Raw genomic sequence first — 21752 nt, 5'->3', positions numbered from 1 at the left:
GGCGACCCCGTATGTGTAGCGCACGTGCCTCGCGGTCTCGCACGGGGGCACCTCGCCCGGGTGGAAGCCGTGCGGTAGGACGTAGGCATGCCGACCGTCTCCCCGCCCGAGGCACCCTGGACCGTGCGGGTCGCCGTGCGTGCGTGCCGTGCGGCGATGGTCGGCGTGCTGGTCCAGTGGGCGGCGTTCCTGCTCTGGGTCGCCTCCGACCTGCTCAGCGACCCGTCCGGCAGCGGCAGCTGGGTGACGTTGCTGCTGCTCACCGTCGTCGCCGCGGTCACGATCACGCCGGTCGTCGTGCCGTGGGCCGGTGTGTACGCGGCGAGCGGACGCCCGCTCGGCCGCACCGTGCTGTGGGTGTTCGGCCCGCTCGCGATCCTGGTCGACGCCGCACTCTGCGTCACCGACCTGATCCTGCTCACCGAGAACAACCTGTCGATCGGGGCGCGGATCTACCCCGCCGCCGGCGTCCCGGGGGCGCTGCTGGTGCTGGCGACGCTACCGGTCGCGCTCGCGGCCTGGGCGACGCCGTCCGCGCGGCGCTACCTGGCGGCGTTCCGGCGCCCCGAACACGCCCACCGCGGACGCCGTGCGGTGACCGCGGCCGTGGTGCTGCTCGGCGTGGGCACCGGGCTGGGCGGGGTCGCGGTCGCACTGCTCGTGCACGCCCGGTCGGCGGTCGTTTTCCCGGAGTGGGCGTTCCCCCGGGAGGACCCGGCCGCCTACCTCGCGGTCGGTGCGGGTCTCGCCGCGGTGACCGTGCTGGCCGAGGTCGTGTTCCTGGCCGGCCTGGTGACGACGCGACGGACCCGCAGCCGCTGGTTCCGCTCGCTCACGTTCGGCGTGGGGATGGCGACGCTCGCGCTGGTGCCGCCCGGGGTGTACGCGATCGGGCTCGGCGTCGACGTCGCGGCGGGTGAACTCGCCGGCGACACCACACGGTTCGCGGGCACCGCCGGGCTGGTCAGCTACGTGAGCGGCGGTGTGCTGCACGCGCTGGTCGTGCTGCTGCTCGCCTTACCGTCGGTGTCGACCTGGGTGGCCCGCACGGCCGCCGCCCGCGAGGCACCACAACCGGCGGCGGGGCCGGAGGCCGAGACGGAGACGGACACGGACGCGGATGACCCGGAACCGGTGCCCAGCGCCGGTTGATCACTCGCCGAGGCGGGCCGCCAGCCTGCGCAGGAACTCGACGTAACGGGCCGTGAACTCGGGGTCGTCCGGTTCGGCGCCGGTGAGCCGCCGGACCACCTGCGGTAGCGCGACCGGCGCCAGCGTCGCGCCCATCAGCGCCACTTGGAGCAGAGCGGGGTCCAGATCGGACGCGATCTCCCCCTCCGCCTGGCGCCGGGTCATCTCGGCGACGTCGGCCGCGCCGGTCGGATCCACCGACGTCTCCGGCTCGTCGTCGTGCAGGCCGCCCGAGAGCAGCAGCCGGGCGCCGCGCGGATCGTCCAGCGCGGCCCGGGCGTAGGCCGCGATGAGGTCCGGCAGGCTCTGCGGTTCGGCGGTCAGCGCCGACTCCCGCTCCAGCCAGGACTCCTGCAGCGCCCGGTAGAGGCCCGCTTTGCCGCCGAAGTAGTAGCTGATCAGCTGCGCGTTGAGACCCGCGCGTGCGGCGATCGCCCCGACCCTGGCCCCGGCGTAACCCCGGGCGGCGAACTCGTCGAGCGCGGCTGCCAGCAGGCGCTGCCGCGAGCGCTCGGCGTCCCGCTGTCGTTCGTCATTCGTGGGGGCCCGCCGCGGTCGGCGGGGGGTCGCGTCGTCCGGCTGAGCCACCCGCACATCGTAGCGAACCCAATTAATCAACTAAATGATTGACAGATGTCTCCGGATGGATGACAGTACCTAGCGTGACCGACATCATCGAAGTGGAGCAGTTACGAAAAGCATTCGGTTCGGTCGACGCCGTCCGCGGTCTCGACCTGCGGGTCGCCGAGGGTGAGCTGTTCGGCGTACTCGGGCCCAACGGGGCCGGTAAGACCACGACCCTGCGCATGCTGACGACGCTGTTGCCGATCGACGGCGGCCGGGCGATGGTCGCGGGCGCGGACGTCGTCCGTGAGCCCCGGGCGGTACGTCAGCGGATCGGTTACGTCGGGCAGGCCGGCGGAGCCGACCTGCCCGCCACCGGCCGGGAGAACCTGCTGCTGCAGGCCCGCCTCTACGGCGCTTCGCGGGCGGACGCCGCCCGGCGCGCCGCCGAGCTGATCGACGCGCTCGCGCTCGGCAGTTTCGTCGACCGGACCGCGCGGACGTACTCCGGCGGGCAACGTCGCCGGCTGGAGATCGCGCTCGGGCTGATGCACCGCCCGCGCGTGCTGTTCCTCGACGAGCCGACGACCGGCCTCGACCCGCAGAACCGCGCGAACCTCTGGGAACAGCTCCGATCACTCCGCGCGGCCGGGACGACGATCGTGCTCACCACCCACTACCTGGAGGAAGCGGACGCGCTCGCCGACCGGCTCGCGATCGTCGACGCCGGCCGGGTCGTCGCCGACGGGACGCCGCGCGCGCTGAAGCAACGGATCGCCGGCGACACGGTCGTGCTGCGCCCGCGCGGAGAGGTCGGCGTGGCCCGGGACGTGGTGGCCGGTGCGGCGCCGGTCCGCGACGCCCGCGCCGACGGGGACGTCGTCCGGCTCACGGTCAGCGACGGCACCCGGGCGCTCCCCCAGCTGCTCGAGACGCTGGCCGCGGCGGGCGTCGAGCTGGAGTCGCTGACGCTCGCCGAACCGTCGCTCGACGACGTGTTTCTCCGGGTGACCGGCCGCGCGCTCCGCGACGCGGGACCCGGGGCCGGGGACGCGGCCGGAGTCGAACCACTGACCGCCTCCGGGAGGGGTGCCGCATGATCCTGCACATCGGCCTCCTCTGGCGGCGCGCGTTGCTCGAGACGCTGCGCCAGCCGGTCTGGGTCCTCACCGGGCTCACCGCCCCGCTGCTCTACCTCGCGCTGTTCGCCCCGCTGCTCGACCGGCTGGCCGGCGGGCCGGGCTTCAGCCGGGGCAGCGTGCTGGACGTGTTCCTGCCCGGCATCCTCTGCCTGATGGCGTTCGGCGCCGGGATGGGCGCCGGTTGGGTGGTGATCGCGGAGGCGCAGACCGGGGTCGTCGAGCGTCTGCGGTCGACGCCGGCCAGCCGGTTCGCGCTGGTCGCCGGCGCGATGCTGCGGGACGTCGTGGCGTTTCTGGTGCCCGCGGCGCTGGTGGTCGCGGTCGCGGTGCCGTTCGGCTACTCGCCGGACGCCGCCGGCCTGGCGCTGCTGCTGCTCCTGCTCGCGCTGGTCACCGCCGCGACCTCGGCGTGGTCGGCCGCCCTCGGCCTGCTGATCGGCGACGTCGGAGGCCTGGCCGCCGTGGTCACCGGGCTGCAGTTGCCGCTGACGTTGCTGGCCGGGGTGCTGCTCCCGCTCTCGCTGGCGCCGGGGTGGCTGCGCGGGCTGGCGCACGTGGATCCGCTGTACTACGCGGTCGAGGCGGCCCGCGACCTGTCGGCCGGGACGATCGGCACCGCGACGGTCGCGGTGGGGTTCGCGGTCACCGGTGCGCTGGCCGTGGTCACGATCGGCTGGGCCACCCGCACCTATCGCGCCGCACGGATGTGACTTCCCACCCGCTGACCTCTGCCTTTCTCGCGTAAATCGGGCGATGCTGGACGTAACCGGAGGGAGGCAGACATGTCCGAGGCACGGAGTGTGACGGTCGGCGTGGACGGTTCGGCTCCCGCGATGGCCGCGCTCGACTGGGCCGCGCAGTACGCGCACGCGCGGAACATGGTCCTGCAGGTGCTCACCGCGGTGGGATGGCCCGGCGAGCGGCCGGCGTACGGCGGCTACCAGCTCGCCGAGCTGAAGGACGCCGCTCGCATCGACGGGCAGCACACCGTGGATGCGGCTGTCGACCGCGTCCGGACGGTGATGCCCGGCCTCGCGGTGGCCGGTCGGGTCAGCGACGAGCCCGCGGTGCGCGCGCTGCTGGACGCGTCGGTGTTCAGCGACCTGGTGGTCGTCGGCTGCCGCGGGCTCACGCCGACCGCGAGCGTCGTGCTCGGGTCGGTGTCCACTGCACTCTCTGCACACGCCGCCTCCCCCGTCGTCGTGGTCCGGTCGGACCGGCAGGCGGGCCCGACGACGCCGGTCGTCGCCGGGATCGACGGGTCGGAGCGGGACGAGGCCACGTTGGAGGCGGCGTTCGCGGAGGCCGACCGGGCGGGTGCGCCGCTGGTCGTCGCGCACGCTTGGAGCGACGTCACGCTGGTCGGCGTCTTCGGCGCGTCGGTCGTGCCGAGCTGGATCGAAGCCCGGCACGACGCCGAGGAGCTGGTGCATCGACAGCTCGCGGGCTGGCACGGCAAGTACCCGGACGTCCGGATCGGCACCGTCGTCGAACGCGAGCAGCCGGCCCACATGCTGCTGGAGCTGGCCGCGACCGCCGGTCTGGTCGTCGTCGGTTCGCACGGCCGCGGCGGCTTCGCCGGCATGCGGCTCGGCTCGGTCGCCCGGCGGCTGCTGCACTACGCCGACGCTCCGGTGCTCATCGTCCGCGGGCCGCACGCCGAGCACTGACCCGCGGGGGCTGCGTGCCCCGGCCTCCCCCGATCGCGTGCCCTGGGCGCAACGGTGTAGGAACGGTGCATGATTCGGGTGTTTCTGCTCGACGACCACGAGGTCGTCCGCCGTGGGTTGGCCGCGCTCCTGGAGTCCAGCGGCGACATCGAGGTCATCGGTGAGTCCGGCTCAGCACCCGAGGCGGCCCGGCGCATCCCGGCGCTGCGCCCGGACGTCGCCGTGCTCGACGCCCGGCTGCCCGACGGCAACGGCATCGACGTCTGCCGCGACATCCGGTCGGCCGACCCCTCCATCAAGGCGCTGATCCTCACCTCGTACCAGGACGACGAGGCGCTGTTCAGCGCGATCATGGCCGGCGCCGCCGGCTACGTGCTCAAGCAGATCCGCGGCACCGACCTGGTCGACGCGATCCGGCGGGTCGCCGCCGGGCAGAGCCTGCTCGACCCGGCCGTCACCCAGCAGGTGCTCACCCGGATCCGGGAGGGCAACGAACACACCCCGGCCGAGCTGTCCGGCCTCACCGGCCAGGAACGCCGGATCCTGGAGCTGATCGCCCAGGGCATGACCAACCGCCAGATCGGCGAGGCGATGTTCCTCGCCGAGAAGACCGTGAAGAACTACGTGTCGAGCCTGCTGGCCAAGCTCGGGCTCGAGCGGCGTACGCAGGCCGCGATCCTCGCCACGAAGCTGCTGGGACCGCGCTGAGACCGAGCCGCCTTGGACACAGAGCCGCCCCGGGGACCGGAGGGAACGTCCGGTCACCGGTCATCCACCCTCCGACCTAGCCGTCGATGACGTCGGTGGCCGCCCGGCGGGGTGACTCCGGAGCGGTGTCACCGGTGGCGGGCACGCCGATCCGCAGCGCCGCCTGGGCTTCGCCCAGGTTGTCGAGCAGCCTGCGCAGCAGGGCCCGGGAGGCGGGTACCTCGATGACGTCGGTCATCGGCGAAACTCCCAGGCCGGACGCCGTGGTCTCGAGCAGCGCGGCGCTCATCGCCTCGCCCGCCGCGAGCCAATCGGACGGCTCGTCGTCGGTGGTCCACAGCACCAGGTAGCGGGCGCCGCCGTCGTGGCCGGGGCCGGGTAGCAGTTCCTCGCCGCCCTCCGGGAAGAACGAGCGCAGCGGGATCTTGCGCGGGGTGGCCGGTACCACGGTGTCCGGCGTGAGACCGTCGTGCGCCGCCTCCGGCCGGTGCGTCCACTCGGTGAGTTCGGCCTGGTAGGCGGGGTCGTCCTGATCCAGCTCACCGGCCCGTGCCGCGGTCACCTGGAAGCGCACGACGGTGTCCGCGCCGAGTTCGGCCACGTACACGCCGCGCCGTTCGGTCTCGGCGCGCAGCCGGTCCACGACGCCGTCCGGCACCGGCGTGTCGGCGAACGGCCGCCGGTCGGTGTGCCGCCGGGAGATCGCGTCCCGCAGGCGGACGTCGGTGGGCGCCGCAGAGCCAGTGATCCGGACCCGTGCGAGCAGGTCCGGGTCACGGTCGTCCGGCAGCCGGTCGACCGACGTCCGGTGGCCCTCGGCGGCGAGCGCAGTGAGCGCGTGGTGCAGCGCGATGCCGCAGCTGACCGTGAGCATCCGCCCCTCGGGGTCGGTGACGGCGAGTTGACGGCTCCGGTCGGCCCGCAGCTCCAGGCCACCCTGGAAGACCTGCCAGCGCCACGGCTGGGTGTTGAAGATCGACGGAGCGTGCAGCGCGGTCTCGGCGGCGCTCCGCAGTATGTCGTCCTGCGTGGTGATCATCGTGCCGGTCCCCTCGGCTCGTAACTTTCCCCACGGATAGCCTCGGACATCCACCGGTATGCCGATCAGGGTCGGAAGTCCCGAAGAACAACCTCGTGTACCGGACGCCGCGGCGTGGGGCTGTGCGCCAGGCCGTAGCCGACGCGAACGACCATCTGCGGCGTTCCCCCGCCGCACAGCGCGCTCAGCCGCGTCCGCACGGACGCCACCTCGATCGGCTGGGAGTAGAGCGACGCGGTCAGCCCGGACGCCGTCGCACGGAGCAGCACGTGCTGCAGGGCCTGCCCGGCGCGCAGCTCGTCGTAGCGGCTGTCACCGCTGGTCGTGAGCACGGCCAGGCACGGGTCGCTCTCGTAGGGTCGGGCCGCGCCACCGCCGAAGTCGCGCCGCCGCAGCCGTTCGTCCAGGTGCGGACGCCCGGCAAGGCGGTCCGCGAGGACGCCATCCACGGGGTCGGGGGCGGCGGAGCCGCGGGCGGCAGAGCCGCGGGCGGCGGCGTCGGAGCCGCGGGCGCCGGCGGCGGAGCCGCGGGTCCACGCGCGCCGCTCGGCGGCGTATCCCGGACGCTGCTCGAGGTCCTCGTCGGCCGCCCGGATCAGTGCGAATGCCTCACCGGCCGCCCGCGGATCCAGCACGGTCAGCCGGCACGCCTCGGCGCCTGCCGCATCGACCAGCGCCCGCAGCGTGTCCGCGGGCACCGCCACCTCGAGGTAGGGACGTCGGTTCGTGTGTCGCCGCGGGATCGCGGCGGCGAGCTCCCGCTCCGCCGGGGTCGCCACGTGCTCGGCCTCCGGGTGCACCCGGAGGATCACGTCCGAACCCGGGAACGGCTCGACCTCGGCACGCCACCCGAGCAGCGCGTATCCCAGGCGGACGTTGTACGCGGCCGCCCCGAGCGCGATCCGCACACCCCAGCCGGACGGGTCGGTGACCGGCAACGCGCGGGCGGGGTCGGGGTCGGCGAGGATCTCGACCGCGTCACGGTCCCACCGAAACCGCCACGGCTGGGTGTTGTGCAGTGAGGGCGCGCGGGTTCCGAGCGCGACCAGGTCGGCGAACCGGGTGGTGTCCAGGTCGCAGACGCGGGAGCCGTTCACGACGACGGCCCGCCTGCGTCGTGGGGCCCGGCGTCGTGGGCGCCGTCGTCGTGCGCGGCAGCGTCATGGGCGCCGGCGTCGTGGGGGGCAGCGTCGGGGGTGTCGGCGCGGGTGTCGGCGCGGACCACCGCGACCGGGCACGGCGCCCGCCACAGCGCCTGACGGCTCACCGAGCCGTGCAGCATGCCGGCCAGGCCGCCCCACCCGTGGGCGCCGACGACGAGCAGATCGGCGCCGGCCGCGTGCGTGAGCAGCGCGTTCGCCGGGGACGACCGTTCGGTCACCGACTCCACGGAGACGCCCGGGTGCTTGTCCGCCCACTCGGTGACCACCGACGAGATCGCGGCCTGCTCGGCGCCGGCGTGTCCGGCGCGTCCGATCGCGTGCACGACGGCGAGCTTCGCCCCGCGCTGTTCGGCGGCCACGAACGCGAAGTCGAGCACCGCGGCGGCCTGTGCGGTTCCGTGCTCGTGGTCGAACCCGTCGATGCCGACGACGATGCGCGAGGGCGTTCCGCTCGCCGCGGTGCTGTCGTTGACGACGACGATCGGGCACGGCGCGGTCGCCGCCAGCTCGACGCCGACCGACCCGACGATCAGCCCGGTCACCGGGTCGAGCCGCCGCGAGCCGATGACCAGCAGCTCCGCGCTGCCGACCTCCGCGAGCAGCGCCGGTACCGGCGCGCCGACCCGGAGGCCGGTGCTGACCGGGAGGTCCGGCGCGACCGTGCGTGCCCGCTCGGCGGCGGCGGCGAGCAACTCCTCGGCGGCCGCCCGGAGACCGGAGCCCTCGATACCGGGCACCGGGGCGGTGGACACGTGCAGCAGTGGCCAGATGAAGCCGTGCACGATCCGCAGCGGCCTGCCCCGGCGAACCGCCTCAGCGGCGGCCCACTCCACCGCCCGGTCGGACTGCGCCGAGCCGTCGGTTCCGACCAGGACGACCTTCTCACCGGTGACCATCGACTGTCCTCTCTCGAACTGTCCGACTTCAGCGTGCGCCACGCCCGGGTTCCATCGTCAGGGCCAGTAGGCCACTACCGCAGGACGTTGGTCCCTCGAGGGTCTCCTCGACCCCGCGGACCGCGGCGGCGACATGTCCTCAGTGAATGGGCGCGGTCGCCTCTGCCACGAGGGACGAAGGTCCTCTCGGTGGGGCATAGCGCCTCTGCCCGGGCAGCGCGGGGAGATGGCCACCCACGGCACGGAGAGGATCCACGACCCGGCCGCAACCCCGCAGCTTCTCGCCGAGATCGAGCCGACCTCGCATCGCGCCACTCGCGTCGTCCCCAGCTGGTGGCGCAACACCGCCCTGCTGCCGCCCGAGCGGATTGCATTGAGAAGGGCTCTGGCCCTCCCAAATGCAATCCGCTCACCGGCGCGCCGCTAGTTTCGGACCACCAGCACTGGGCACGCCGCCTGTCCCGCCAACGCACGCGGCACCGACCCGAGCAGCATCGACGGGAAGCCCGCCCGCCCCACCGCACCGAGCACTAGCAACGCGGCCCCCTGCGACAGCGCGCCCAGCGCCCGGATCGGCCCCTCGCGCACCACCCGCCCGGTAGCCTCGACGTCCGGGAACCGCGGCGTCCAGTCGGCGAGCGCGGCATCGATCAGCCCGCGTCCCGCGTCGTCGTCGCCGGGAGCGGGAGCATGCACGACCGTCACCCGACCGTCCCGACACGTAGCGGCGGCGAACGCCGCCGCCAGCACGTCCGGGTCGTGTGCCGAACCGTCGATCCCGACCAGCACGTCACCGTCCCAGCGCGGCGGCGCGCCGGTCGGACTACCCGCGACCACGGTCACCGGGCACGGCGCGTGCCGGATGACCGACACCGGCACCGACCCGAGGTGCATCCCCACCCGGCTGCCCCGTCCGCTGCGCCCGACGACGAGCAGGTCGGCCTCGGCCGCTCCGCCGAGCAGCGCGGCAGCGGGGGGATCCGGCCATACTGCTCCGGTTACCGTCAGCTCGGGCTCGCGGCCCGCTGCGCGGGCCGTCGCCTGTTCGAGCACCCGGGGGCCCAGTTCCCCGTCCGACGTGGTTTCGGCCACGACCACGTGCAGTGGGACGCGACGCGCCGCGGCCTCCCGCGCCGCCCAATCCATCGCCCGGACGCCGCCCGGCGAGCCGTCGACGCCGACGATGACACCGTTGGCCACACTGCACCTCCCGTCCTGCCTAGACGTGGCGCGTGTCGTCGTTGCGGTAGTGCACCTCGTCCACGACCCGCACGACGCCGTCCACCCGCCGGCTGAGCACGGCGGAGCGTCACGGCCTCGCTCCGCCCGTTCCAGGTGACCGCAGAGCATCACCACACCGTCGGTGACCTCGACCGCCGGCGTGGCCGGTGGCAGCAACAGCGCCCGCTCGACGTGGTGGTGGACTTCCCGATCCGGCCGGGCAAAAACTCTCCCGAGTTTTCGCGGCAGAGGTCGAAGTCCCGATCTCGCGCTCCGGTCGCGGTCGCGGGGAGCCGCTCGGGTCCGGCTCGGGCCGGACGCGGCGGGGCCGCAGCTCATCCGAACGGTGTAGCAGCCCTGTACACCGGAGAGTGGGCGGGTTCGTACGCCATTCGCCCGATATGCATACACTCGTTCGATAAATAGGGTATTGCCGTGGACACACCGGTAGAGCGGCTCGAAGCAGCCGCAGCCGAGATCGCCGGAGCGGACCTGACCGGTCTCTCAGCCCCGGCGCGGCTCGACCGGCTCCGCGTGCTCCACCGCGCCCGCTGCCAACTCGACGCCGCGATGGTCACCGCCGTCGGCACGGTCCACCGCGAAGGCGCGGTCGACTACGACGGCGCGGTCTCCACCCAGTCCTGGCTCCGCGGACAACTCCACATGGCCCCCGGTGGGGCCACCGACCTGCTCGAGGCCGCCCGCCACCTGCCGCACTCCCCCGGCTTCGCCGAAGCGTTCGCCGCCGGCCGGATCTCGCTGGCCCACGTCGTGGTCGCCGCCCGCCTGGCCAAGGAGGTCGGCCCCGAACACGCCGAGCAGGCCGTCGAAGCCCTCCTCGGCCCGGCGCTGGACATGGACCCCGCCGCGTTGAAGCACGTCGCCAAACGCATCCGCCTCTACCTCACCCCTGACCGCGATGACGACCCGCCGGACAAGGCCGAACAGGACCGCAGCCTGTATGTGTCCCAAACCTTCGACGGCATCTGGGACCTCAAAGGCGCCCTTAGTCCCGAAGCCGGAGCCCTGATCCGCACCGCCCTCTCGGCTGCCCTCGGCCCACCCGCACCCGACGATGACCGCAGCCCCGCCCAGCGCCGCCACGACGCGCTCGCCGACGTCCTCCGCCTCGCTCTGAGCGCCGCGCAACTACCTACCGTCGGCGGTGAACAACCCCACCTCAGCGTCCTCGTCCACGCCCGAGACCTCCAAACGACCCCACCCCGCCGAGGCCGCAGCGGGAGCCGGACCCGCACCGTGCTCCGCTTCGACGGCGATGATGCCCTCACCGCCACCCACGCCTACCTCGACGACGACCCCACCCCGACCCCTCCCGACTGGACCACCGACCCCGACGTCGCCCACACGTGGAACACCCCGGACCGGCACAGCCCGAGCCGGCACAGCCCGGACCGGCACAGCCCGGACCGGCGCAGCCCAGTCGACGCCGACCAGGACAATCTCGCCGACATCGACTGGGACAGCCTCATGGACATCGACTGGGACACCCACGCGGACATCGACTGGGACACCGTCCTCGACACCTGGACCGACGAACCGAACCCAACCGACACCGACGCATCGCCCCGGCCATACCTCCGCAGCGAGCCCGATCCGCAGGCAGGCCCGCGCAAGCGAACCGACCCGCGCCCACAAGCCGCTCCCCGGCCCGATGCTCGCCACCGGCCTGACCCGCCGCTGGATCCCGGTCTGGCCGGCATCGCCGCGGCCACCGGACGCGCATCCCGCATGCCCGGACCCGGCACCGCCGTCACCGACTGGGGCGGCATCCTCCCCGCTCACGCTGCCCGCCGCATCGCCTGCGACGCCGGCGTCAACCGCGTAGTCCTCGGTCCCGGCGACGTCCCCCTCAGCGCCGGCCGCCGCACCCGCCTGCCCACCCCCGCCATGCGCCGCGTCCTGATCGCCCGCGACGGCGGCTGCCGCTTCCACGGCTGCGACCGTCCACCCGCCTGGACCGAAGCGCATCACGTCACCCACTGGGCCGACGGCGGGCCGACCAACCTCGACAATCTCGTCCTCCTATGTCCGTTTCATCACCACCGTGCCACGACCACGGCTGGAAACTGGACTTCGACGGACGAGAACTCACGATCACCCGACCCGACGGCACCACCCTCGGCCCGCCCTGATCACCCCCACGCCGACACCCGGAACCCTTCCCGCGCTCCGGGGCATCGGCATGCCCGCAACCACCCAACCATGCTCGGCCACGCATACAACCGCCCCAGACCGCCTGGACCGCCCCAGACCGCTGGCGCAATCCGGATGACTCCTACTCATCGAAGCGCGACGGTGAACACATGCCCAACCAGATGATCAACCCGCCAGCCCTCGCCACCACCGCGCCCTACGCCTACGCCGCCCTCGCCGCTGCAGGGCAGATGGTGTTCACCGCCGGAGCCTGCCCCCTCGACCCAACCGGCCGCACCACACCGGTCGGCGACCTGGTCGGTCAATGTCATCAGGCCATCACCAACCTGACGATCGCTCTGCAGGCGGCCGGCGCCGACCTCTCCGACGTCGTCAAAACGACCATTTACGTCGCGTCCGACCAGCGAGAAGACCTCCGTGCCGCATGGACGGCCATCAGCGCCTACTTCGCGCCCCACCCACCCAGCACACTGCTCGGCGTCACCGTCCTCGGTTATGCCGACCAACTCGTCGAAGTTGAAGCGATCGCGGTGATACCAGCCTGAACGCGCTCCCAGCTACCGGGTGATCAAGACATACGGAGAGCCGGTTCGCGCCGCGGCCAGGTCTGCCCGTCGCCTCCGTTTCTCCCGCACGGGTAGGTCGCCGGGCGAGGTGGCAGGGTCTCGCCCGGCGACGTCGAGGGTCCCGCTGCGACCCACTGCCCCCAGCGGCGCGCGATCTGGCCCGACGACTCCAGCGGCCCGACGACTCCAGCGGCCCGACGACTCCAGCGGCGTCGAACACTAGTCGCGCGCGGGCGCGCGCACGATCACCACTGGGCAGGGCGCATGCCGGATCACGGTCTCTCCGACCGATCCCAGCAGCAGCGTCCGGAAGCCGCCGCTCCCCCGCGCGCCGACAACCAGCAGCGCGGCGCCCTCGGCGGCATCCAGTAGGGCGCGCGCCGGGCGGTGGTGCGCGATCAGCGGACGCACCCGGACGTCCGGGTACTTCTCCGACCAGCCGGCCAGCGCCTCGCTGAGCACCCGCTGCTGTTCGGCGATGTGATCCCCGGCCAGGGGTGCATGCGGCTCGACGATCGCCGGGTCGTCGGTCGGCCAGTACCACGACCGCAGCGCGGTCAGTGGCAGCGCGCGCAGGGACGCCTCGGCGAACGCGTACTCGACTGCACCGTGGCTCGCCTCGCTGCCGTCGACGCCGAGCACGATTCCCGGCCCGTCGTCGGCCGGCGGGGCGCTCCGTTCGGGCACGACGACGACCGGGGACGCGGCGTACGTTGCGACCTGCGCGGCCACCGACCCGACCAGCAGGTGCGGAAAGCCTCCGCTGCCGCGCCGCCCGACGACGACCAGTGCCGACTCCTCGGCTCGCTCGAGCAGGACCCCCGCCGGTCCGCCGTCCACGATCTCGGTGGTCACCGCCGTGTGCGGCGCGGCTTCGGAGGCGCGTAGGGCGGCGTCCCGCAGGACCTCACGTCCGACCGTTCGACCATCGCGGCCGTCCGGCGGACCCCAGGCCGGCCACATCGCGTGCGCGTACGTGGGCCAGGCGTTGGCGTAGACCAGGTTCAGGGAACGCCCCCGGCGGCCCGCCTCCGCCGCCGCCCAGGCGACCGCATCCAGGCTCGCCGGCGATCCGTCGACACCGACGGTCACCGGGGCTCCCGCTGCGTAGGTCATGACGTCCGCTCCCCTCGTGAGGTGTCCTCGCTGCTGACGCTAACGAGCGGCACGACCAGCGGGAACGGTCGAAGGTCCCGAGTCGGGCACCCTCCGGCCCGGTCCGGCGGCGGGATCCACGCCGGACCGGGCCGGTCGCGGCTACCGGCAACTACGCTCACTCGACCGGACGAGTCTTTACAGTCTCGGGGTGATCGTTACCGAGCCGGCCGCGCTGGCGACGCTCGTGCGGCGGAGTCGAGTCGTCGCGGTGTCGTTCACCATATTCTCCTGCGCGGTCTACCTCTGGGCGACGCTGCGGCAGTGGAACGTTCCTGATGCCCTCGGCCGCCGCGTTGCTTACGCGGGGCTGCTCGGGTTGCCGTTCGTCCTCGCGGTGGCGCATCCGATGCTGTTCCGCCGATTGCGCCGGCGGTCGCGGCACCTGCCGGGCGCTTTCCAGCTCGGCAGCCGCGACGGGCGACCGGCATTGATCGCTCCGAAGCCCCATTCGCCGCACGGCGCAGGGCTCATCCTCGGGGGTATGTTCGCCGCCGGCCGGGCAGGCAACCTCGTGACCGGAGAGCAGGACCGGTACACGCAGTTCCTCGGCCTCACTGCCGCAATGTTTCTCCTGGCCGGGAGCGCCTGGTCCATGTTCGGACGCCCCTACCTGGTGATCGGAGCGGACGGCGTCTGGGTCGGATCCTTCCGCCCGGCCCTGATCAGGTGGGATTCCATCAGTCCGACGGTTCTACCGGCATCAGCACGACAGGACCGGGCCCTGCGGATCCCGGTCGCGGCGGTCGTGGCGTCCACATCGGTCGCGCTGTCAAGGCCTGCCGCGACTGCCTCCGGAGTCTCAGCGCAGACCTGGAACCGCCTTGCCGGGCGCGGCCTGGACTACGACGCCAACGTCAACGTGTTGCTCGGCACCGACCCCGTCCCGGCGCCTGGCCGGGCCGGCAGCGGTCTCGCCTGGATACCACTCGACCTGCGGGCCGTCGCCACCGACCACGACCTCGTCGCCAACACCATCCGCTACTACCGCGGGAACCCGGCAGCCCGAGCAGCTCTCGGTACCGAGGCGGGCCACAGCCAACTACTCAACGCCGTCGGCAAGGCCGAAGGCGGTGTCCACAAGCCTTCATCGCACTAGACGTCTTCGAAGTAGGCGAGCACAACCTCGCAGATCGCCAGGTAAGCCAGCACGATGAGCCCGATTGCCCCGACCACGACGATCCCGGTCAAGGCGACCGCGCCGGCCAACCGGCCCGCCAGTCGCAAGCGCTCCACGAGCCGATGATGCCCGACAGCGACGGGGCCGCGCGGCATGGCCCCGGCGCGCGCCGTGGTGGTGAAGCGCTGCGGCCCCAGTGGACCTCAGTCCGGCGCGGGCGGGACTTCCTCCTCTGCACCAGCGGCGTACCGCGGCGCAGCATCAGAGTTGAGCGGCCCGCGGACGGCCGCGTCGAACACGGCCGGGAAGGAAGGGCGTAGGTGACCACCGACGTCCGGGCCGACCGCCTGAAGGCCGGCGGGCTGCTCGCGCGCCCCCTGGTGACCGCGCCGGCACACGGGACGGCGAGCAGCTGAGTTACCCCTCCGGACCGTTCTCTGACCGAGGAGGCAGTCATGACCACATTGGTCGTCGTGGAATCGCTGTTCGGCAACACGCGGGCCATCGCGGACGCCGTCGCCGACGGGCTGTCCGCCGCCGGTCCGGTGACGGTCGTCGGCGTCGACGATGCCCCGGCCACACCCGCCGACGACGTGACGTTGCTCGTCGTCGGCGCGCCGACGCACGCGTTCTCGCTCAGCCGTCCGAACACCCGGAAAGCGGCCGAGGATCAGGGCGCGGAACACCACCCCACCGGCGTGCGGGAGTGGCTGGCCGCGCTGCCTGCGGACACCTCCGGCCGTGCGGCGGCGGCGTTCTCCACCCGGATCCCCAAGAAGTTCGTCCCGGGCTCGGCGGCGAAGGCCGCGGCGCGGAGGCTCGGCCGCCTGGGCTACCGGCCGGCGGCTCCGCCCGAGGACTACTTCGTGCTGGACACCGCCGGGCCGCTGCGCGCGGGCGAGATCGACCGCGCGCGGGCCTGGGGGAAACGGCTGGCGAAGGCCGTCAACAACGCGCCGCGACGCTGACCGAGGGCCGACGAGCGGCGCGGGGCAGCGGACGGCCACCCGTGGCAGGCTGGCCGTCCGCGCGGGGAGGGCGGGAGACGGAGGCAGCGGGTCGAGCGGATCAGGCGGTCACCGAGTGGCGGACGACCAGCACCGGGCAGTCCGCGTGGTGGACGAGACGCCGGGCGACCGAGCCCAGCGCCATGCCCGCAAAGCCGCCGCGCCCGTGGGAGCCGACCACGACCAGCTGCGCCGTCCGTCCGACGTCGAGCAGGGCCGCGGCGGGCCGGTCGCGGACGATATGGGTTCCGACCCGGACAGACGGGTGCTTGGCCCGCCAGACCTCGAGCGTCGCCTCGACCGTGTTCGTGGCCTCCTGCCGCAACCGGTCCCAGGTCGGCCACGTCCCGACGACCGCACCGGCGGCCGCGACCAGCGACACGTCACTCCAGGCATGCGCGACCACGAGGGGCGCCTTCCGCACCGAAGCTTCCTCGAACGCGGCAGCCAGCGTCGTGTCCTCCCCGCCCGAGCCGTCGACGCCGACGACGACCGGAGCGTCGGGTGCCACCGGACGCGTGCCGCGCACCACCGCGACCGAGCAGGCCGCGTGGGTCGCGACCGCCGCGGAGACCGAGCCGAGCAGCACGTTGGCGACGTCGTTCAGACCTCGGCAACCGACCACCAGCAACGCGCTGTGGCGGGACGCCTCCAACAACGCGGGCACCGGGCGCTGAGCCACGACCGATGCGCTCACGTCGAGTTCCGGCGCGACCTGCTGGGCGCGGGTGAGCGCGGTGTGGAGCGAACGGCGAGCGTCGGCCTCAACGGCCTCGTGGACATCCGGCAGCGGATACGGCGTGTAGGCCGGGACCGGTACTTCGAGGCCGGTGACGATCCGCAGCGACGTTCCTCGCGGCCGCGCGTACTCGACGGCCCAGTCGACCGCGGCGAGCGCGGATTCCGATCCGTCGATGCCGACGGTCACGACAAGGTTCCTGGACATCGTTGCCTCCTTGTCTCTGCCCCGATCCTGCGACAAGCCGCGCCGATCGGACAGAGCCCAAAGTCCCGAAAGCAAGGCGTGAACGGTATCGATCAGCACCCGTCGCGCAACCGATTCGCACTCGGACGGCGCCCGCGGATGCCGACGGTAGGTCGCACCCCCGCGCACCCCAGGAGCCCCCATGCGTCGCCTCACCCTCGCCGTCCTGCCGCTCGTCACCGGGGCCGTCCTCGCCGGTTCGCTCGCCGCCCCGGCCGTGGCAGGCACGACAGCCGCCGCGAAGAAGCCCGCGGTCACGAAGGCAACCAAGAAGGCCCCGTCCACGAAGAAGGCCACCCCCACCAAGAAGGCCACGCCCGCAAAGAAGGCCACCCCCACCAAGAAGCCGGCCACCAAGCCCACCCCGGTCACGAAGACCGTGCCGTTCTCCTACACCGGCACGGTGACCGCCGTCGACGCGGCGGCGAGCAAGCTCACGCTGACCGTCAAAGGCGGCAAGTCCGATCGTGGGACGACCGTGACCGTCACGGTCGCGGCGGGCGCCCGGGTCATCGTGGACGACGTCCGCGGCACGCTCGCGGGCGTACCGACCGGCGCGCACGTCGCCGTCGGCGGGGCGCAGGCCGGCACGGTCCGCACCGCGATCCGGGTCGTCGCCAGCAGCCGCGCGATCCCGGCGCCGGCCCCGACCGCGAGCCCGACGGCCACCCCGACGGAGGCCCCGACCGCGGCACCGACGGAGGCATCGGCCGCCTGAACCGCCCAGAGCGGTCGCACCCGTCCGATACCGTGCGGCCGTGCCCGCTTACCTCACCCGTCGTACCGTGCTCCTCGGTGGAGCGACGCTCCCGTGGGCCGCGGCTTGCCAATCCGGCTCGCCTGAACCCGCGCCCACCCGATCGACATCGTCGTCGAACCCCGCGCCGTCGAAGTCCACGCCCTCACAATCCACACCGTCCCCCGACCTCACCGCGCTGGAGACCTCTCTCGGCACGCTGATCGGCGCATGGGCACTGGACACCGGGAACGGCGTCACCGTGTCCCACCGCGCCGACGAGCGTTTCGGGTTGAACTCGACGTTCAAGGTCCTGGCCGCCGCGGCCGTGGCGCAGCGCGGCGGCCTGGACCGGGTCGTCCGGTGGACCCGCGCCGACCTGGTGGCTCATTCCCCGATCACCGAGCAGCACGTCGACGACGGCCTGCCGCTGGAGCAGGTGTGCGCGGCGTCGGTGACCCACAGCGACAACGCCGCGGGCAACCTGCTGCTGAAGGAACTGGGCGGTCCCGGCGGCGTGACCCGATTCGTGCGGACGCTCGGCGACGACGCCACCCGGCTCGACCGCTGGGAGCCCGCGCTCAACGCGTTCACGCCCGGCGATCCGCAGGACACGACGACGCCGGCGGCGATCGGCCGGACGCTGCAGCGGCTGGTGCTCGGTGACGGCCTCGACGGCACGGCCCGCGCGCTGGTGACGAGTTGGCTGCGCGCCAACACGACCGGCAACCTCCGCATCCGGGCCGGCCTTCCGAGCGACTGGACGGTCGGCGACAAGACCGGCACCGGCGACCAGTACGGCGCGGCCAACGACATCGCGGTGGCCTGGCCACCGAGCGGCGCACCGATCGTGTACGCGATCTACACCCGCCGACCGACCGAAGACGAGGAACGCGACGAGAGCGTGGTGGCCCGGACCGCGACGATCCTCACCCGCGCGCTCGGGCGGCTCTGACCGCGCTCAGCGGCACGGCCGACGCCGCGCACAGCCGCGAAGACAACCCCTCAGAGAGCCAAGTACTCCTCGACGCGCGGGCGGGCGGTGTCGTCGAACGCGGCGTCCTCAGCGTCGTCCAGAAAGAAGGCATCAACCACGGAGCGGCGGACCGGCCGCTCGGGGAGATCCTCCGGATCGACGAAACGGGCGTCCTCACCGAAGTCGGCACCCGGCGCGGGAGCTCCGTCGGCCGTGTCCTCCGGGTCCGAGTTCCAGCCCGGAGGCTGGTCCCAGTGACCGCGTGCGGTGGCCATCGTGCTCCTTCCGTCCGAGAGCGAAACGCGGGTCTCCTACCCTCCCTCGCGCCCATCCACACCTCGGTGGCCACGAGATGAAGTTCCGCTACCAGGCTGCCGCATCCGCGCCACCCCGGTTCGCACGGTCAGTACCGGCGCCTGCCCCGTTCGCCCTGGTTGACGTGATACATCCGTAACTCTGGTTTACGCAGGGCACACGCTCCGCGACGTACCATGCGGTGGACGATGTCCGGTAGTGAGTAAGTAGGGGTGGTAGCGCGGTGCCGGATTCTGCGCGCGCGGTCCGCGTCGACGTTCTCGGCGGGGTCCGGGCGTTCCGCGACGACGAGCCGTTGCGTCTCGGTGGTGCGCAGGTCCGCGCGCTGATCGCCGCGCTCGTCCTGGCGGACGGGCAAGCCGTCACGTACGACCAGCTGGTCGACGCGATCTGGGACGGCAGCCCGCCGCGCGCCGTCCGCCAGGCGCTGCACTCCTACGTCGCGAAGCTGCGCACCGAGCTGGAGCCGGACCGGGCCGCCCGGGCCGCCGCGACGGTCCTGGTCAGCTCGCCCACCGGCTACTCACTGGCGCTCGCCGACGACGCCGTGGACGCCTGGCGGTTCGCCGCGTCGGCCCGGGCAGGCACCCGCGCGCTACGCGACGGACGGCTCGCCGAAGCGCTCTCCGCCCTCGACACCGCACTCGCGGAGTGGGGCGAACCACCGTACGGCGACCTCTCCGAACGCGCGTTCCTCGCCGCCGACGTGGCCCGGCTCCGGGAGCTCTGGATCACCGCCAGGGAGGAGCACGCCGAGGCCGCGCTGGGCCTCGGCGTCGACGCGACCCTCCACGCCGAGCTGGACCGGCTGACCCGCGAGTACCCGCTGCGCGAACGCACCTGGGAGCTGCGGGCCCGCGCGCTCGCGCGCGACGGGCGGCAGGCCGATGCCCTCGCGGTGCTCCGCACCGCGCGGACGGTGCTGCGGGAGGAACTCGGCATCGACCCCGGCCCGGGTCTGCAGCGACTCGAACAGGACGCGCTCGACGGCCGTCTGACAGACACTCCGGACGCGACGCCGCGCACCACGGACGCGGCGCCGCGCACCACCGACACCCCGCGGCGGGAATCACCGCACCTGCCCGCGCCGCTCACGCCGCTGCTCGGCCGCGCGGACGAGCTCGCCGACCTCCGCGACGCCCTCGCTGCCCACCGCCTGGTGACGCTCGTCGGCCCGGGCGGGGTCGGCAAGACCCGGCTGGCGCTGGCGGCGGCCCGGGACGAGGCGGACGGTGACTGGTCGGCGGGCCCGTGGTTCGTCGAGCTCGCCGACCTCACGTCGCCCTCGCTGCTGGCCGTGACCGCCGCCGGGGCGCTCGGCGCCGCCGGAGCGCAGCGCACCGAGGACCTGGCGCTGTTCCTCCGCGAGGCGAAGGCCCTGATCGTGCTCGACAACTGCGAGCACCTCCTCGACGCGGTGGCCGAGTTCGTCGCGGCGGTGCTGCCGCAGTGCCCCGGCGTGACGATCCTCGCGACCAGCCGGGAGCCGCTCGGTGTGCCCGGCGAGCGCCTCGCGGAGCTGGGTCCGCTGGCCGGGGAGGCCGCGGCGGTCGAGCTGTTCGTGACCCGCGCGCAGGCGCTGATCCCCCGCTGGCGTCCGACGCCGGACGAGGAGCAGCAGATCGCCGCGATCTGCGCCGAGCTCGACGGCCTGCCGCTCGCGATCGAGCTGGCGGCCGCCCGATCCCGGACGCTCTCGGTCGACGAGATCGCCGCCTCGCTGCACGACCGGTTCGCGCTGCTGGTCGGCGGCGCCCGCACCGGTCCGGAGCGGCTCCGCAGCCTGGAGGCCTCGGTGTCGCTGAGCGTCGAGGACCTTCCCGACCGGCACCGCAGGCTGTTCGCGACGCTCAGCGTGTTCGCCGGCGGCTTCGACCTGGCCGCGGTGCGCGCGGTGGCCGACGGCGCCGGCGCGGACGACGTCGAGACGTTGCTCGGGAAGTCGCTGCTGACGGCCGACCCGACCGCACGTCCGCGGCGGTTCGGCATGCTGGAGAGCCTGCGCGAGTACGGGACGCGGCTGCTGCGCGACACTGAGCAGGCGGCGGTCCGCGCGCGGCACCGCGCGTGGGTGGTCGAGGCGTGCGAGGAGGCCGACCGCCACTGGCTCGGCCGGGACGCGGTCCGGTGGTTCGCGCGGGTCCGGCTGGAGCAGGCGAACGTGCGGGCGGCGTTCGAGTCCGCGATCGCCGACGGTGACGCCACCACCGCGCTGCGGCTGGCGGGCGCGCTGGGCTGGTACTGGTACCGGTTCGGCCACATCACCGAGGGCATCGGCTGGTCGAGCGCCGCGTTGCAGCTGGTCGGCGACGGTCCGCACCCCCGGCGGGCGTCCGCGTTCATCGCGATGGCGCCGCTGCAGTACCTGGCGGGAGCGCACGACGCCGCCGCGAAGGCGATCGGCGCGGCGCTCGCCGAGGGTGACCCGGCGACGATGACGACGAAGTACGTCCGGGCGCGGGCGTTCCAGGCGTACCTCTCGGCGGCCGACCCCGCGGCGGCGTCCGCGATCGCGCAGCAGGCGCTCGACGAGGCGCGGCAGTGGGGCGACGGACCGGGTGAGGCCGAGGCGCTGGCGGCACTCGGGCAGATCGCCCGGCTCTCCGGCGCTCCGGACCGGGCCGCCACGCTGCTGGAGCAGTCGATCGCGGTGGCGCGGAAGTCCGAGCACGGCTTCGCGGTCGCGTCGGCCGGGTGGATGCTGGTCAAGGTGCGGCTCGACCGGGGTGAGGCCGAGCGCGCGGTGCGCAGCGCGGTCGCGCTGTCCCGGTTCCTGGAGAGCGAGCCGGACGTCACGTCGTGGCTGGTCGCGCTGCACACGCTCGCCGGTGCGCTCGGTATGGCCGGGGAGGCCGCGGCCGGCGCTCGCCTGCTCGGGGCGGTGAGCGCGCTCGGCAGCGACATCGGGTTCCAGCCCCAGCAGATGGATCCGCTGGACTCCGAGCGGAACGTGCGGCTGGTGCGGTCGAGCCTGTCGTCGCAGGCGTTCGCCGAGGAGTTCCGGATCGGCATGCTCGGCCGCCGGGACGTCGTCGAGGCGGTGCTCGAATCGGCGACGGCCGCGCCCGACCCGATGTTCGACCGGTCCGGACGCCGCACGGCCTGACGCCACGGCCCCGGCCC

Annotated in this window: 21 protein-coding genes; 12 read left to right on the top strand and 9 right to left on the bottom strand. The window is 73.5% G+C overall.

The genetic code is table 11. The features are described 5' to 3' along the window. Positions 1-87 precede the first annotated feature (87 nt). The gene (locus BUB75_RS24925) at positions 88-1152 is read left to right on the top strand and encodes a hypothetical protein (RefSeq protein ID WP_073260206.1); all 1065 of its coding nucleotides are present in this window, start codon (positions 88-90) and stop codon (positions 1150-1152) included. Here the strand turns inward: BUB75_RS24925 and BUB75_RS24920 are convergent, their stop codons facing one another. Beyond that, positions 1153-1779 carry a TetR/AcrR family transcriptional regulator gene (locus BUB75_RS24920; protein WP_073260205.1) on the bottom strand — a complete coding sequence of 209 codons (627 nt, stop codon included), beginning with the start codon at positions 1777-1779 and terminating at the stop codon, positions 1153-1155. A 74-nt stretch (positions 1780-1853) separates the two neighbouring features. Here BUB75_RS24920 and BUB75_RS24915 point away from each other — a divergent pair, with 74 nt between their 5' ends. The 4 genes from BUB75_RS24915 to BUB75_RS24900 all read left to right on the top strand — a co-directional run bounded on the left by BUB75_RS24915 (position 1854) and on the right by BUB75_RS24900 (position 5275). Further along, positions 1854-2855 (top strand): ATP-binding cassette domain-containing protein, encoded by a 1002-nt coding sequence (locus BUB75_RS24915; RefSeq protein ID WP_073260204.1) that lies wholly within the window; start codon positions 1854-1856, stop codon positions 2853-2855. Beyond that, on the top strand, positions 2852-3607 hold the full coding sequence (locus tag BUB75_RS24910) for an ABC transporter permease (RefSeq protein ID WP_073260203.1): 756 nt from the start codon (positions 2852-2854) through the stop codon (positions 3605-3607). Before BUB75_RS24915 ends, BUB75_RS24910 begins: the two co-directional genes overlap by 4 nt. Positions 3608-3679: 72 nt before the next feature. Further along, positions 3680-4567, top strand: a complete 888-nt coding sequence (locus BUB75_RS24905) for a universal stress protein (protein WP_073260202.1) — start codon at positions 3680-3682, stop codon at positions 4565-4567. A 69-nt stretch (positions 4568-4636) separates the two neighbouring features. Then, entirely contained in the window at positions 4637-5275 is a 639-nt protein-coding gene (locus BUB75_RS24900) for a response regulator (RefSeq protein ID WP_073260201.1), read from the top strand. Positions 5276-5351: 76 nt separating this feature from the next. Here the strand turns inward: BUB75_RS24900 and BUB75_RS24895 are convergent, their stop codons facing one another. From BUB75_RS24895 to BUB75_RS24880, 4 genes are all read right to left on the bottom strand, one after another. Beyond that, positions 5352-6314, bottom strand: coding sequence for an Acg family FMN-binding oxidoreductase (locus BUB75_RS24895; protein WP_073260200.1), 963 nt, complete (start codon positions 6312-6314; stop codon positions 5352-5354). Between the two features lie 65 nt (positions 6315-6379). Next, positions 6380-7411, bottom strand: coding sequence for an Acg family FMN-binding oxidoreductase (locus BUB75_RS45450; RefSeq protein ID WP_218617744.1), 1032 nt, complete (start codon positions 7409-7411; stop codon positions 6380-6382). Next, entirely contained in the window at positions 7408-8373 is a 966-nt protein-coding gene (locus tag BUB75_RS24885; protein ID WP_073260199.1) for a universal stress protein, read from the bottom strand. The genes BUB75_RS45450 and BUB75_RS24885 overlap by 4 nt, the downstream gene beginning before the upstream one ends. Positions 8374-8796: 423 nt before the next feature. Beyond that, on the bottom strand, positions 8797-9573 hold the full coding sequence (locus tag BUB75_RS24880; protein WP_073260198.1) for a universal stress protein: 777 nt from the start codon (positions 9571-9573) through the stop codon (positions 8797-8799). Positions 9574-10029: 456 nt separating this feature from the next. Here BUB75_RS24880 and BUB75_RS24875 point away from each other — a divergent pair, with 456 nt between their 5' ends. Both BUB75_RS24875 and BUB75_RS24870 read left to right on the top strand, forming a co-directional pair. Continuing rightward, entirely contained in the window at positions 10030-11934 is a 1905-nt protein-coding gene (locus tag BUB75_RS24875; RefSeq protein ID WP_073260197.1) for an HNH endonuclease signature motif containing protein, read from the top strand. Beyond that, positions 11919-12314: a RidA family protein gene (locus BUB75_RS24870; RefSeq protein ID WP_073260196.1), complete on the top strand. Its 396-nt coding sequence runs from the start codon at positions 11919-11921 to the stop codon at positions 12312-12314. Before BUB75_RS24875 ends, BUB75_RS24870 begins: the two co-directional genes overlap by 16 nt. A 240-nt stretch (positions 12315-12554) precedes the next feature. Here BUB75_RS24870 and BUB75_RS24865 read toward each other — a convergent pair whose 3' ends face one another. Continuing rightward, on the bottom strand, positions 12555-13451 hold the full coding sequence (locus BUB75_RS24865) for a universal stress protein (protein ID WP_073260195.1): 897 nt from the start codon (positions 13449-13451) through the stop codon (positions 12555-12557). Between the two features lie 190 nt (positions 13452-13641). Here BUB75_RS24865 and BUB75_RS24860 point away from each other — a divergent pair, with 190 nt between their 5' ends. Further along, entirely contained in the window at positions 13642-14589 is a 948-nt protein-coding gene (locus BUB75_RS24860; RefSeq protein WP_073260194.1) for a hypothetical protein, read from the top strand. Here BUB75_RS24860 and BUB75_RS46445 read toward each other — a convergent pair. After that, entirely contained in the window at positions 14586-14726 is a 141-nt protein-coding gene (locus BUB75_RS46445) for a hypothetical protein (protein ID WP_178379970.1), read from the bottom strand. The genes BUB75_RS24860 and BUB75_RS46445 overlap by 4 nt on opposite strands. 339 nt (positions 14727-15065) lie before the next feature. On the opposite strand from BUB75_RS46445, the gene BUB75_RS24855 reads away from it, so the two are divergent. Next, positions 15066-15578 carry a flavodoxin family protein gene (locus BUB75_RS24855; RefSeq protein ID WP_073260193.1) on the top strand — a complete coding sequence of 171 codons (513 nt, stop codon included), beginning with the start codon at positions 15066-15068 and terminating at the stop codon, positions 15576-15578. Between the two features lie 100 nt (positions 15579-15678). On the opposite strand, the gene BUB75_RS24850 is transcribed toward BUB75_RS24855, so the two are convergent. Then, positions 15679-16563 carry a universal stress protein gene (locus tag BUB75_RS24850; RefSeq protein WP_073260192.1) on the bottom strand — a complete coding sequence of 295 codons (885 nt, stop codon included), beginning with the start codon at positions 16561-16563 and terminating at the stop codon, positions 15679-15681. Between the two features lie 181 nt (positions 16564-16744). Here BUB75_RS24850 and BUB75_RS24845 point away from each other — a divergent pair, with 181 nt between their 5' ends. Beyond that, positions 16745-17320, top strand: a complete 576-nt coding sequence (locus tag BUB75_RS24845; protein WP_073260191.1) for a hypothetical protein — start codon at positions 16745-16747, stop codon at positions 17318-17320. Between the two features lie 40 nt (positions 17321-17360). Continuing rightward, a complete protein-coding gene (bla, locus tag BUB75_RS24840) occupies positions 17361-18293 on the top strand; it encodes a class A beta-lactamase (RefSeq protein ID WP_073260190.1) in 933 nt (310 codons plus the stop codon). Between the two features lie 50 nt (positions 18294-18343). Here the strand turns inward: bla and BUB75_RS24835 are convergent, their stop codons facing one another. Then, a complete protein-coding gene (locus tag BUB75_RS24835; protein WP_073260189.1) occupies positions 18344-18589 on the bottom strand; it encodes a hypothetical protein in 246 nt (81 codons plus the stop codon). Between the two features lie 263 nt (positions 18590-18852). On the opposite strand from BUB75_RS24835, the gene BUB75_RS24830 reads away from it, so the two are divergent. Continuing rightward, positions 18853-21735, top strand: coding sequence for an AfsR/SARP family transcriptional regulator (locus BUB75_RS24830; RefSeq protein WP_073260188.1), 2883 nt, complete (start codon positions 18853-18855; stop codon positions 21733-21735). Positions 21736-21752: the final 17 nt, after the last annotated feature.

It is taken from the genome of Cryptosporangium aurantiacum (genome assembly GCF_900143005.1).
Classification (GTDB): domain Bacteria; phylum Actinomycetota; class Actinomycetes; order Mycobacteriales; family Cryptosporangiaceae; genus Cryptosporangium; species Cryptosporangium aurantiacum.
The sequence above is the reverse complement of the archived record's forward strand: the minus strand, read 5'-3'. Positions and strand labels throughout refer to the sequence as shown.

Coding starts and splice junctions, on each gene's coding strand:
- BUB75_RS24925 (WP_073260206.1), top strand. CDS start 88: ATGCCGACCGTCTCCCCGCCCGAGGCACCCTGGACCGTGCGGGTCGCC.
- BUB75_RS24910 (WP_073260203.1), top strand. CDS start 2,852: ATGATCCTGCACATCGGCCTCCTCTGGCGGCGCGCGTTGCTCGAGACG.
- BUB75_RS24905 (WP_073260202.1), top strand. CDS start 3,680: ATGTCCGAGGCACGGAGTGTGACGGTCGGCGTGGACGGTTCGGCTCCC.
- BUB75_RS24900 (WP_073260201.1), top strand. CDS start 4,637: ATGATTCGGGTGTTTCTGCTCGACGACCACGAGGTCGTCCGCCGTGGG.
- BUB75_RS24895 (WP_073260200.1), bottom strand. CDS start 6,314: ATGATCACCACGCAGGACGACATACTGCGGAGCGCCGCCGAGACCGCG.
- BUB75_RS24885 (WP_073260199.1), bottom strand. CDS start 8,373: ATGGTCACCGGTGAGAAGGTCGTCCTGGTCGGAACCGACGGCTCGGCG.
- BUB75_RS24870 (WP_073260196.1), top strand. CDS start 11,919: ATGCCCAACCAGATGATCAACCCGCCAGCCCTCGCCACCACCGCGCCC.
- BUB75_RS24865 (WP_073260195.1), bottom strand. CDS start 13,451: ATGACCTACGCAGCGGGAGCCCCGGTGACCGTCGGTGTCGACGGATCG.
- BUB75_RS24855 (WP_073260193.1), top strand. CDS start 15,066: ATGACCACATTGGTCGTCGTGGAATCGCTGTTCGGCAACACGCGGGCC.
- BUB75_RS24850 (WP_073260192.1), bottom strand. CDS start 16,563: ATGTCCAGGAACCTTGTCGTGACCGTCGGCATCGACGGATCGGAATCC.
- BUB75_RS24845 (WP_073260191.1), top strand. CDS start 16,745: ATGCGTCGCCTCACCCTCGCCGTCCTGCCGCTCGTCACCGGGGCCGTC.
- BUB75_RS24835 (WP_073260189.1), bottom strand. CDS start 18,589: ATGGCCACCGCACGCGGTCACTGGGACCAGCCTCCGGGCTGGAACTCG.